This is a genomic window from Phyllobacterium sp. 1468, from assembly GCF_031455525.1.
Classification (GTDB): Bacteria; Pseudomonadota; Alphaproteobacteria; order Rhizobiales; family Rhizobiaceae; genus Phyllobacterium.
In genome coordinates this window covers 42,397-54,975 of the sequence record NZ_JAVDSX010000012.1, presented here as the reverse complement: position 1 = coordinate 54,975, position 12,579 = coordinate 42,397, and the positions used below count along the sequence as shown (strand labels likewise).

The 12,579-nt window shown below is 56.2% G+C and carries 12 protein-coding genes; 7 read left to right on the top strand and 5 right to left on the bottom strand.

Annotated elements, in window-relative coordinates; translation table 11 throughout:
- The first annotated feature begins 149 nt into the window (after positions 1-149).
- The 6 genes from J2X72_RS23205 to J2X72_RS23180 all read left to right on the top strand — a co-directional run bounded on the left by J2X72_RS23205 (position 150) and on the right by J2X72_RS23180 (position 6,175).
- Positions 150-1,412, top strand: coding sequence for an ABC transporter substrate-binding protein (locus J2X72_RS23205; RefSeq protein ID WP_310075814.1), 1,263 nt, complete (start codon positions 150-152; stop codon positions 1,410-1,412).
- A 93-nt stretch (positions 1,413-1,505) separates the two neighbouring features.
- Complete coding sequence (locus tag J2X72_RS23200; protein WP_310075813.1) at positions 1,506-2,456, top strand: sugar ABC transporter permease; 951 nt, start codon at positions 1,506-1,508, stop codon at positions 2,454-2,456.
- Entirely contained in the window at positions 2,456-3,286 is an 831-nt protein-coding gene (locus J2X72_RS23195) for a carbohydrate ABC transporter permease (RefSeq protein ID WP_310075812.1), read from the top strand. The genes J2X72_RS23200 and J2X72_RS23195 overlap by 1 nt, the downstream gene beginning before the upstream one ends.
- 10 nt (positions 3,287-3,296) lie before the next feature.
- A complete protein-coding gene (locus J2X72_RS23190; protein WP_310075811.1) occupies positions 3,297-4,304 on the top strand; it encodes an ATP-binding cassette domain-containing protein in 1,008 nt (335 codons plus the stop codon).
- Between the two features lie 33 nt (positions 4,305-4,337).
- On the top strand, positions 4,338-5,120 hold the full coding sequence (locus tag J2X72_RS23185) for a ThuA domain-containing protein (RefSeq protein ID WP_210003679.1): 783 nt from the start codon (positions 4,338-4,340) through the stop codon (positions 5,118-5,120).
- A complete protein-coding gene (locus tag J2X72_RS23180) occupies positions 5,120-6,175 on the top strand; it encodes a Gfo/Idh/MocA family oxidoreductase (protein ID WP_310075810.1) in 1,056 nt (351 codons plus the stop codon). Before J2X72_RS23185 ends, J2X72_RS23180 begins: the two co-directional genes overlap by 1 nt.
- Here the strand turns inward: J2X72_RS23180 and glp are convergent.
- The 5 genes from glp to J2X72_RS23155 are packed head-to-tail and all read right to left on the bottom strand — an operon-like array spanning position 6,167 to position 11,606.
- Complete coding sequence (gene glp, locus J2X72_RS23175) at positions 6,167-7,375, bottom strand: gephyrin-like molybdotransferase Glp (protein ID WP_310075807.1); 1,209 nt, start codon at positions 7,373-7,375, stop codon at positions 6,167-6,169. The genes J2X72_RS23180 and glp overlap by 9 nt on opposite strands.
- A complete protein-coding gene (gene moaC, locus J2X72_RS23170; RefSeq protein WP_310075805.1) occupies positions 7,376-7,867 on the bottom strand; it encodes a cyclic pyranopterin monophosphate synthase MoaC in 492 nt (163 codons plus the stop codon).
- Positions 7,864-8,682, bottom strand: a complete 819-nt coding sequence (gene trpC / locus J2X72_RS23165; RefSeq protein WP_310075803.1) for an indole-3-glycerol phosphate synthase TrpC — start codon at positions 8,680-8,682, stop codon at positions 7,864-7,866. The genes moaC and trpC overlap by 4 nt, the downstream gene beginning before the upstream one ends.
- Positions 8,683-8,684: 2 nt before the next feature.
- Complete coding sequence (gene trpD / locus J2X72_RS23160) at positions 8,685-9,704, bottom strand: anthranilate phosphoribosyltransferase (protein WP_310075801.1); 1,020 nt, start codon at positions 9,702-9,704, stop codon at positions 8,685-8,687.
- Positions 9,705-9,716: 12 nt separating this feature from the next.
- On the bottom strand, positions 9,717-11,606 hold the full coding sequence (locus J2X72_RS23155) for a SurA N-terminal domain-containing protein (protein ID WP_310075799.1): 1,890 nt from the start codon (positions 11,604-11,606) through the stop codon (positions 9,717-9,719).
- 153 nt (positions 11,607-11,759) lie between these two features.
- On the opposite strand from J2X72_RS23155, the gene tpiA reads away from it, so the two are divergent.
- Positions 11,760-12,524, top strand: a complete 765-nt coding sequence (gene tpiA / locus J2X72_RS23150; RefSeq protein WP_310075797.1) for a triose-phosphate isomerase — start codon at positions 11,760-11,762, stop codon at positions 12,522-12,524.
- The last annotated feature ends 55 nt before the right edge of the window (positions 12,525-12,579 follow it).

Sequence of the window (12,579 nt, the reverse complement as noted above, 5' to 3'; positions counted from 1 at the left end):
GCAGGGCCGGCCTTTGCCACCTTTTGCCCAAAGCGCTTTGGATTTTATTTTTGCGTTGATGCTCAAAGTGTTTGAGGAGGAGTTTTCATAAATTGGAACGGCGCACCGCCAACGCGCGTTGTTCCATCTTGGATCTACGGGAGGAAATCATGAGAGCGAAATTAATCCTTGCGGGCCTCTTGGCCACAACGTTGATCTGTTCGGGCGCGTTCGCCGCCGACCTTTCAATCGTCTCCGGTGATACGGGTAATGGGCGCGAGTTCCTGCGCAAGCAGCTCGATCGTTTCGAAAAGGAAACCGGCAACAAGGTCAAAATTGTCGCCATGCCTGCAAACAGCTCCGACCAGTTTGGCCAGTACAGGCTTTGGCTTGCCGCCGGGAACACGGACATCGATGTCTACCGCACTGATGTGATCTGGGCGCCGCAATTGGCCGACCAGTTTCTTGATCTGACAGAAGCCATGAAAGATGTCGTCGATCAACACTTTCCATCGATGATCCAAAGCCAGACGGTTGACGGCAAACTCGTTGCCATGCCGATGTATACTGACGCGCCCGCCTTCTACTACCGCAAGGATCTTCTGGAGAAATACAAGAAGCCGGTTCCCAAAACCTGGGACGAAATGGCTGCGACCGCCAAGGACATCCAGGAGGGTGAGCGCCAGGCTGGTAACAAGGCGATGTATGGCTTTGTTTTCCAAGGTAACGCTTACGAGGGCCTGACTTGTAACGCACTTGAATGGATCAAGTCTTCTGGCGGCGGCCAGATTATCGAGCCCGACGGTACGATCTCTATCAACAATCCAGAAGCAGTCGCCGCAGTCGACAGGGCAAAGGGGTGGATCGATACGATCTCTCCAAAGGGTGTCCTTGCCTACACCGAAGAGGAGAGCCGCGGTGTCTGGCAGACGGGGAATGCCGTCTTCATGCGCAACTGGCCTTATGCCTATGCATTGGGCAATGGTCCGGACAGCGCCATTAAAGGCAAGTTCGACGTGACGACCCTGCCAAGCTCGAAAGAGGGGCAGAGTTCTGCAGCGACGTTGGGCGGCTGGAACCTCGCCATCTCAAAATATACAAAATCACCCGAGGAAGCGATCAAACTGGTAAAATTCCTGGCCGCGCCTGAACAACAGAAGGAACGGGCGATCGAGATCGCCAACTTGCCGACGCTGAAGGCTCTCTATGACGATAAGGATATTGCTGCGGCTCAACCGGTAATCACGAACTGGAAGCCAGTATTCGAGACAGCCGTGCCTCGTCCATCCGCGCCCACGAAGGTCAAATACAACGAGGTGTCATCGATGTTCTGGAGCGCGGTCCACGACACGTTGTCCGGCAACGGAACTGCTGCAGACAATCTTGAGCTTCTGGAAGCCAAGCTGACGGAACTTCAGGGTGGTAGCTGGTAATCCCTGCCAGTCGACGGTGCGAATGGACTTATCATACATCATTCGCACGATTGTCTGATCAACCTGAATGTAACCTCCGCGGGCAGGAATTTGATGACAGCGTCTCCCACTGTACGTTCGGAACTCTTGCGTCAGCGCTCGCGCTCCGCACGATTGTTTCTTCTTCCAATGATTTTGGCTTTGGCGGTTGTTGCGGGTTGGCCGCTCTTTCGAACGATCTATTTTTCCTTCACTGATGCCTCGCTGACCAACATCGATGCGGCCAAATGGGTAGGCTTCAAGAATTATCTTTCGTGGATACAACTCAAAAGCGGGCGGACGATTTATTCCGGTCTGCTGGTCGATCCGGCATGGTGGAACGCTGTCTGGAACACGGTTCGCTTCAGCGTCATCTCGGTGGCGCTGGAGGCCGTTTTTGGAATGATCATAGCTCTCGTCCTTAATGCCGAATTCAAGGGCAGGGGCCTTGTGCGTGCGGCAATCCTCATCCCTTGGGCGATCCCGACCATCGTATCAGCGCGCATGTGGGGATGGATGCTGAATGATCAGTTCGGCATCCTCAACGATCTCTTCATGCGCGTCGGCCTCATCGACCATCCGATTGCCTGGACTGCAAGTTCCGATACCGCAATGATCGCCGTGCTGATCGTCGATGTGTGGAAGACCACGCCATTCATGGCGCTATTGATCCTCGCGGGTCTGCAGATGATCCCGGGTGACATCTATGAAGCGGCGCGCATCGATGGCGTTCATCCCGTCAAGCAGTTCTTTCGCATCACGTTGCCGCTGGTGAAACCAGCGCTGATAGTTGCGATCATTTTCCGGCTGCTCGATGCAATGCGAATCTTCGATTTGATCTATGTGCTGACGCCCAACAGCGCCCAGACCAAGACTATGTCGGTTCTGGCGCGCGAGAATCTCATTGACTTCGATAAGTTTGCCTACGGCTCGGCACAGTCGACGCTGTTGTTTCTGGTAATAGCGCTGATGACGATGCTGGCGATCTGGATCGGCCGTGTGAAGCTCGACGGAGGAGAGCGCTGATGCCCATTTCGATCGTCAAGAACACCGCATTTTATGCGCTTGTTGCTGTGATCGTTGTTTGCGCGGTTTTCCCGTTTTACTACGCGATCATTACGAGTTTCAGGACCGGCAGTGCGATTTTCACAATCGAATATTGGCCGACTTCGTTCTCTTTAGCGAATTATGTGAACGTTATCGCTTCGGGAAGTTTTGCCCGCAACCTGTTAAATTCCATTATTGTATCGGCATGCGTCGTGACTCTCTCCCTCCTGATGGCAGTTACGGCCGCCTTTGCCTTGTCCAGGGTCCGATTTCGCGGGCGTTCGTTGTTGCTTTTGACGATTCTGTCAGTTTCCATGTTCCCGCAGATAGCTGTCCTGGCCGGGCTGTTCGAAGTTATCCGGCTTCTCGGTCTCTATAACACGCTCGGCGGCCTGGTTTTTTCCTACATGATCTTCACCTTGCCATTTACCGTGTGGGTATTGACGACATTCATGCGTGATCTGCCCGTTGAGATTGAAGAGGCAGCCATCGTCGATGGCGCAACGCCCTGGGTGATCATAACACGGGTGTTCCTGCCCCTCATGTGGCCTGCGCTGGTAACGACCGGATTGCTTGCCTTCATCGCGGCCTGGAACGAATTCCTTTTCGCTTTGACTTTCACGTCCTCGACGGAAACCCGTACGGTGCCGGTCACCATCGCCCTCTTTACCGGCTCAAGCGCGCACGAGGTACCATGGGGGATCGTCATGGCAGCCTCGGTGATCGTCACGGTGCCCTTGGTTGTCCTCGTCCTCATCTTTCAACGCAAGATTATTTCCGGCCTTACAGCCGGCGGTGTCAAAGGCTAAGGGGTTTCAAATGACGACTATTCGTATGCAAGATCTCCGAAAATCCTTCGGCACGTTCGAGGTTATCAAAGGTGTGGACCTCGAAATCGAGCCCGGCGAGTTCATGGTTTTCGTTGGCCCGTCGGGTTGCGGAAAATCGACGCTGCTGCGGCTTGTCGCCGGGCTTGAAGACATCACGTCCGGAACGCTCGCGTTCGATGAGAAGATCGTCAACAGTCTGACGCCGTCCCAGCGCGGTATCGCCATGGTGTTTCAATCCTATGCGCTGTATCCGCATATGACCGTCTATGACAACATGGCATTCGGCCTGAAGCTGGCCAAGGGTAGCGCGGAGGATGTCAAGCGGCGGGTGCACAAGGCAGCGGAAATGTTGCAGATTGCGGATTACCTCGACCGACTGCCCAAGCAGCTTTCTGGCGGCCAGCGACAACGGGTTGCCATCGGCCGAGCAATTGTGCGCGATCCCAAGGTCTTTCTCTTCGATGAGCCGCTGTCCAATCTCGATGCCGCGCTGAGGGTCGCGACCCGTCTTGAAATAGCCAAGCTCCACGCCAAGATGCATGAAACGACAATGATCTATGTAACCCATGATCAGGTGGAGGCCATGACGCTGGCAGACCGGATTTGTGTTCTGCGTGACGGCAATGTCGAGCAAGTTGGCACGCCATTGGAGCTTTATGAAAAGCCGCAATCGATCTTTGTTGCCGGCTTCATTGGCTCACCCAAGATGAATTTCCTCACCGGGGAGTTCGCGGATGCCTACAAGACCGACATTTTGGGGGTACGGCCCGAGCATCTGGAAATCAAGGACAAGGAGGGCCCCTGGAAAGGCAAGCTTCTTTTGGCGGAAAACCTCGGATCGGAGAGTTTCCTTTATATCGATATCGGTGCCAATGAGCCCTTGGTGGTCCGGCAGGACGGCTCGGCACACCAACAGCCGGGGGAACTGCTTTGCGTTGCACCCGTTAACAACAACATCCACCGTTTCGACCAATCGGGCCGCCCGGCGGCAAACTGATAAAATCTCCATACCAAAGATAAGGAAAGACCAATGGCAATTCGCACGCTTATCTGGGGCGAGAACGTCCATGAACAGATCAATAAAACAGTTGCCGAGATCTATCCCGAAGGCATGCACAACCAGATCGCCAAGCTTTTGAAGAGCGATACAAACCTCAGCGTCAAAACCACGACCCTGCAGGAGCCGGAGCATGGCCTGACGGACAAGGTGCTGGACGAGACCGACGTTCTTGTCTGGTGGGGGCACCGCGCTCATGGCGACGTTGCCGATGAAATAGTCGAGCGTGTGGCCCAGCGGGTCTGGGAGGGGATGGGACTGATCGTTCTGCATTCAGGGCATTTTTCGAAGATTTTCAAAAGATTGATGGGCTCGCCATGCGCATTGAACTGGCGCGAGGCGGGCGAACGGGAACGGCTCTGGGTCGTTAACCCCGGACATCCTATCGCCAGAGGGTTGCCGGCATTCTTCGAGCTGGAAAACGAGGAAATGTACGGCGAACCATTCTCCGTGCCGGAACCATTGGAAACAATATTTGTATCGTGGTTCCAGGGCGGCGAAGTCTTTCGCTCGGGGCTCACCTATCGCAAAGGCGCAGGCAATGTTTTCTACTTCCGCCCGGGACATGAAACCTATCCGACGTATCATGACGAAACTGTCGGGCTCGTGCTGCGCAATGCGGTGAACTGGGCTTATAATCCGCTGCGTTTTCCGGATATTACAGAGGCGCCGAATGTGCCGGTCGAGAATGCTTTGGAACCGATCACGGCACGCGGCGGCAGTTTGCACGAGTCTGGTGAGGAAGGCTTTCGTTAATGCGTCTATTAATTCTGGGGACTGGCCACATGGCGAGCGCCCACGCTAGAAATTTTACAGACATTGAAGGCGTCTCGTTTGCCGGTGCGATTGACGTCGACAAGGGCCGGGCGGAAGCGTTCCGTGACAAGTACTCATTCGAACGAGCTTTCACGTCACTTGAGGATGCACTCGCCTGGGGGGAGTTCGATGCTGTCGCCAATGTAACCCCCGACAGCGCGCACCACGCCACGACAATGCAATGTCTGGCCGCCGGCAAACACGTCTTTTGCGAAAAGCCTCTGGCAACAAACTATCACGATGCCATGGAAATGGCCGAGACCGCCGAAAATGCCAATCTGGTCGGCATGGTCAACCTGACCTACCGCAACGTAGCACAGTTACAAACTGCCCGCAGATTGGTGACAAGCGGTCAGATTGGTAAAATCAGGCATGTCGAGGCGTCCTACCTCCAAAGCTGGCTCGTATCAAAAGTCTGGGGCGATTGGCGCATGGAAAGTCAATGGCTGTGGCGATTGTCGAAACAGCATGGATCCAACGGTACCCTCGGCGATGTCGGCGTGCACATTCTCGATTTTGTCGTCTACGCGACCGATACGGAAATCGACGAGGTTTTCTGTCGCCTCAAAGCCTTCGATAAGGCGGATGGCAATCGGATCGGCGAGTATCAACTCGATGCCAATGACAGTTTTACCATGACGGTGAGCTTCACCAACGGAGCGCTTGGCGTGGTACATTCAAGTCGTTGGGCCACTGGGCACGTCAACGAATTGCGTTTGCGCGTCTATGGCGACAAGGGTTCATTTGAAATCCAGCATCGCCACGACGGATCCAAACTCTTCGTTTGCCTTGGCGACGATATCGAAACGGCGACCTGGAAGGAAATCGATGTCGAGCCGGTACCGACCAATTACCAACGCTTTGTCGAAGCCGTGGGACAGGGCCGGACGCTCGAACCATCATTCCGTCACGCCGCCAAATTGCAGAAGGCAATCGACCTTGCGACCGTCACCGAAGTCGACCGCAAGGAGCATCGGCTCGAAGGATCAGCGTAGCATCATCACACTGCATGCCGATCCAGCCTTGATCGCGGGCGCATGCGGTTCGCGGACAATCAGGCCGTTGGCGTCTGCCAGAAATTTCAGCATGGATGAATCCTGCATAACGAAGGGCGTCGCTATCAGGTGTCCGCTGACGTCTTTGGTGATGCGCGCGCGAACATAATCCTGACGCTGGTCATTGGTGCCCATGTCGGTACCAAGAACGGCAGAACGCAGATCAGGCGCATGCGGCAGGTCGAGCATGGCGTGGATGAGCGGGATCAGGAATATATGCGCGCAAATCAGGCTCGAGACCGGATTGCCGGGCAGGCCGAGAATTTTCATGTCCTGCAGGTGGCCAAACATCAACGGCTTGCCTGGGCGCAACGCAATTTTCCAGAAATCGAGTTCCATGCCCTTGGCGGCGAGCGCAGGCTGAACGAGGTCATGATCTCCGACCGAAGCACCTCCAAGCGTGACCAATATATCTGCCTTTGCTGCCACGGCCTGATCAAGCGCATCGCTCAAGGCTTCAAGCCGGTCCTCGGCTATACCAAGATCGATCGGGACTCCGCCAGCCTGGCGCACGATCTCGGCCAATCCATAACTGTTGGAGGCGATGATCTGATCCGGCCGATAATTGTCGCCTGGGGTGACCAATTCATCGCCGGTCGCGAGAATAGCCACGCGAGGCAGCCGAACCACTTCAAGCGTCGGGTGATTGGCTGCGGCGGCGAGCGCAAGCGCGGCCGGATCAAGAACGCGCCCAGCCTGAAGCAGCAGATCGCCTTCATCGAAGTCCAGACCCGCTTTACGGATATTCCTGGCAAATGTGACGGGTTCGGTGATCTTGACCTGGCGATCTCCCGCAACCGTATTTTCCTGGATCACGACACTGTCCGCACCCTCGGGAACCGGCGCTCCGGTGAAAATGCGAACAGCTTCACCTGATTTCATAGTGCCGGAGAACGCATGCCCTGCTGCCGATTGTCCGATCAATTTCAACGTGACTGGAACAGTCGCGACGTCGGCCGCCTGAACCGCGTATCCGTCCATGGCTGAGGCTGCAAAGGGTGGTTGCTGCCGTTTGGCATAAACATCAGTAGCGAGAACACGGCCACCGGCGGCGGCAAGCGGGACAAGTTCTGCTTCGAGTTTCTCCCCGCTGGCGAGAATACGCCTTAATGCCTCGTCGACTGGAAGAAGTCCTGACATTTATCCCTCGTGCGCTGCTGACCATTCACCGGACTTGCCGCCGGTCTTCTGCAGCAGGCGGATATCCTGGATGACCATTGCCTTGTCTGCAGCCTTCGCCATGTCATAAATCGTCAGGCACGCCACAGAAACGGCGGTCAGCGCTTCCATCTCGACGCCGGTCTTGCCTGTCAATTTGACCGTTGCGACGACGTGCAGGCCGGGCAACGCGTCATCGGCCTCGATATCGATGGATATCTTGGTCAACAGGAGCGGGTGACAAAGCGGGATCAGATCATGGGTTTTTTTCGCGGCCATGATTCCGGCGATCCGCGCGGTACCAACGACGTCGCCCTTGGCGGCGTTGCCGGATTTGATAAGCGCCAGCGTTTCCGCCCGCATTTTAACCGAGCCTTCGGCAACCGCCACCCGTTTTGCATCAACCTTGGCGCCGACATCGACCATGTGGGCGGTGCCAGTCTCGTCGAGATGCGTAAGCTTGGGAGCTGTCATGCCGCGTCTGTCTGCTTGTCTGCGGTGCCCTGCAATAATGTTCTCGTGGCCGCCGCCACGTCATCCTGACGCATAAGGCTCTCGCCGACGAGAAATGAGCCGATATTGGACTGGGCCAGCCGCTGGCAGTCGGCATGCGTGAAGACACCGCTCTCGCTGACCAGAAACTTGTTCGACGGTACCATTCTCGCCAAGCGTTCCGATACGGCCAGGTCCACGTTGAACGTGCGCAGGTCACGATTATTGATCCCAAGCAATGGCGAATTGAGTTTCAGCGCACGCTCGAGTTCCGGTTCATCGTGCACCTCGACAAGCACGTCCATATCGAGCGCAACGGCCGTTTCCTCCAGAGCACGCGCCACCTCGTCGGTAACGCTTGCCATAATGATGAGAATGCAGTCGGCACCCCAACTGCGCGCCTCATAGACCTGATAGGTATCGAAAAGGAAATCCTTGCGCAGGGCAGGTAGCTTGGTTGCCGCACGGGCGGCTTGCAGGAACTCCGGAGCACCCTGAAAGGATGGTGCGTCGGTGAGCACGGAGAGGCACGTGGCTCCGCCCGCCTCATAGGCTTGCGCCAATGCTGGCGGATCGAAATCCGGACGGATCAGGCCTTTGGAAGGGCTGGCCTTCTTGATCTCGGCGATAAGTGCGAACTGTCCGGCCGCGCGTTTCTTTTGCAGGGCGCTGAGAAAACCACGCGGCTCGTCCTGGTCTTTTATCTGTACCTTCAGTTCATCGAGTGTGACGCGTGTCTTGGCGGCAGCGATCTCCTCGCGCTTATAGGCTTCGATCTTGCGAAGAATATCAACCATGGTCAAAGTGCCTCGCTATTGGAAACATGGACCAGCTTTTTAAGCACATTTCGGGCAGCACCGCTGTCAATCGAATGTGCCGCCATTTCGATGCCAATCTTGAGATCGGCGGCTGCACCGGCAATTACAAGCCCTGCACCGGCATTGAACAGGGTAATGTCACGATATGCGCCGTGCGCCCCATCGAGCACCGAAAGAAGGGAAACGGCATTCTCATCAGCCGTTCCACCCTTCAAATCCTGGGGATCCACCAGCCGCAAGCCAAAGGATTCCGGATCGATCTCGAAAGTGCGAACTTTGCCGTTTTCCAGCGCCGCCACTTTGGTCACGCCGGCCGTGGTAATCTCGTCCAGACCATCGCCATGCACGACCCAAACGGCTTCGGATCCGAGGTTTTTCAGCACATGCACTATGGGCTCGACCCATTCAGGCGCGAACACGCCGACCAGTTGACGTTTGACGCCTGCCGGATTCGTCAAAGGACCAAGCAGGTTGAAGATTGTGCGTGTGCCCAGCTCGACGCGTGCCGGGCCAACATGCTTCATGGCTGGGTGGTGCATCGGCGCGAACATGAAGCCGATCCCGGCCTGTTCGATGCAGGTGGCAATCAGTTCTGGGCCAATTTCAATGTTGATTCCAAGAGCCGCAAGCGTATCAGCCGCACCGGAACGCGATGACAAGGCGCGATTGCCGTGTTTGGCGACGGGAACACCGGCACCCGCGGCAACGAATGCGGCACATGTGGACACGTTGTAGGAGCCCGACTGATCGCCACCTGTTCCGACAATATCGATCGCATTCGAAGAGGTATTCACCCTCAGCATCTTGGAACGCATGGCGGAGACAGCGCCGCTGATTTCGTCGATATTCTCGCCACGCACCCGCAGCGCCATCAACAGCGCACCGATCTGCGCCGGCGTTGCCTGTCCCGACATCATGATGTCGAAGGCCTCGACGGCTTCCTCCTGCGAGAGCGCCTTGCCTGTAGCCGCTATACCGATGAAGCGCTTTAATTCAGCCATTTTCTGTCTGACCTAACGTGCAAGTGCCTGATTGATTACGGTCTGGTTGATGGAAACTGGATACACGGTCTGCAATTGCGCGACGAGCTGGTCGAGCAGGTCGTCGGCAATACGAGAACCGAATGCATCGCGTTCCACGGTCGTCAGGGTTTCCGGTCCGGCATTCGCCGGTTCAATCGACTCTGCAACCTTGAAGATGAGTTTCGAGCCGTCGGAGGCCGACTCGGTCACACCAACAAGTCCTTCCGGACCATCGAAGACCGATGCAACGCCGCCTTCGCCGAGATCCGTATCCTTGCTCTGGCGCGTAATGCCGCGTTTCGTATCCTTGGTGAATTTGAATTCTGCCGCGATATCGTCGAGCGATGTGCCGCCGGCGACGCGCTTGCGCACCTCCTCGGCTTTCTCGTTGAGACGCTTTTCCGCTTCAGCCGCCTTCCACGCCGCAACAACTCGGGGCTTTACTTCATCAAGCGGGCGCTCGCGGGCCGGCGTTACGCTGTCGACGTCATACCAGAGATAGCTGTTCGTGCCGAGGTTGAACGGTTCATTGTCGAAACCGACGTCCGCCTGAAAGACTGCTGCCAACTGGTTCTCATCGAAGGGCAGATTGGGAATTTCCTTCTCATCGGTGCCGCGGCCACTGGAATCGACAGCATCAATCGTTACGATCTTCAGGTTCTGCTTTGCTGCCGCCTCTGCCATGCTCGCGCCGTCAGCCCGCGCATTCTCATAGGCATCATGGACGTCGGCAATCGCGGACGCTGCCTGTGTCAAAGCAATGGTCTCACGAATATCCTTCTCGACTTCGGTGAGAGGCTTGGTGACCGCAGGATTGATGGCCGATACGCGTACGAGAACTGGCCCAAACGCACCCTTCAACACGTCGCTGACGCCGTTTGCCTGAAGCGCGAAGATCGGATCCGCAATCGATTGATCGGGGAGACCGGTTTTCGGGAACGTGCCAAGACGAACGTCATCCATCGTCTTGCCTTCCGACTTGACGATATCGTCGAAGCTGGTTCCTGCCGCGATCTTGTCATGTGCAGCCTTTGCTGCATCTTCATTTGCAAAGGTCAACTGTTCGATGGTGCGCGTTTCCGGTGTGGAATAGCGCGCGATGTTCTTGTCGTATTCGGTCTTGATCTCTTCGGATGTCACCAAAGCGGGATTGGCGATATCCTTCGGCTCAAGCTTGACATAACTAACCTTGCGGTACTGCGGCGCGCCGTAGACTTCCTTGTTTGCATCGAAATATGTCTTCAGATCCGCATCGCTGGGATCGGCAATATCGCTCACGAAGCTCTTGGGCATGGCGACGTAATCGATCGTGCGTGACTCGCCCTTATAAAGAGCAACAGCTTTAAGGAGAGTGTCGGGCGCCTTGACGCCATCGGCAACAGCTTCGACGATCTGCTGACGGCGTGCGACCTGTGCACGGTTGTCGAGATAGCTTTGCGGGCTCATACCGGCGTTGCGAAGCACCATATCAAACTGTGCCGGATTGAAGCGGCCATCGGCGCCCTGGAATGCCGGATCTTCAGCGGCGAGCTGTGCCAGACGATCCTTTGACAGGCCGAGCGACATTGTGCGCGCCTGTTCGTCGAGAACCACGCCGGCAACCAACTGTCCCTGCACCTGATGACCAATTCCGATGGCGTCGGCCTGCTCGCGCGTGAGGCGCTGACCGAATCGCTGCGATAGTGCAGCCAGTTGGCGGTCGTAGGCCAAGCGGTAATCAACTGGCGATACTTCGGAATGGCCGGCGCGGATGGCCGCACTGCCACCAATGGCGCCAAGGATCGTGTTGGAAACACCCCATCCGGCAAAGCTGATCACGAGAAGGCCCATGAGCACCTTGACCACCCAGGTCTGTGCAACATTGCGGAGAGAGTCGAGCATTAAAAGTCACCGTATCAGTCAAGAGGCTTAATTGAATCCAAAAGGGGAATAGCGTCATGGAAGGCTTGTGTCGATTGCTTTATCGAGTGAATTTGCTAGTCAGACGATCAAATGCCTGAGAAATTGCCAAAACAATCGCATAAGGAACGCCCAATGACCCCAGATGTTCGTCCGCTGGTTGCCGGTAACTGGAAAATGAATGGTACCGGAGAGTCGCTCGAGGAACTGCGTATCATCGTCAACAGGCCCAATTCTGCGATCGGCGAAAAGATCGACGCGTTGATCTGTGTGCCTGCAACGCTTGTCTTCCGTGCTGCTCAATCCGTCGAGGGTGAAGCGTTGAGTATCGGCGGCGAGGATTGCCATACAAAGAAGTCAGGTGCGTATACCGGTTGTATCTCGGCGGACATGCTGAAAGATGCCGGCGCATCCCATGTGATTGTCGGACATTCCGAACGCCGGGCGGACAATGGCGAGACGGACGAAATGATCAACGCAAAGGCGAGGGCAGCGTGGGATGCGGGGCTTGTGGCGATCATCTGTATTGGCGAGACAGAAGCGCAGCGCCAGGCAGGCGCTACACTCGGCGTGGTTGCTACACAGCTTTCGGGTTCGGTTCCTGATGGTGCCAACGCCGACAACAGCATTATAGCCTATGAACCCGTATGGGCCATTGGAACAGGTCTGACACCGACCGCCAAGGATGTACAGGAAGTGCATACCTTTATCCGTTCGGCGTTAAGCACGCGTTTCGGCGGTGAAGGGGCCAAGATGCGCATCCTCTATGGCGGATCGGTAAAGCCGGCCAACGCGGTGGAGCTTCTGGGGGTCGAAAATGTCGACGGCGCGCTTGTTGGTGGGGCAAGCTTGAAAGCAGCGGACTTCCTAGCCATCTGTGAGGCGTATCATTCGCTTTGAGCAACGGAAAAACCGCGAAAAGCGCAAGAAAACTGTCACCTGACGGGCTTGGTTT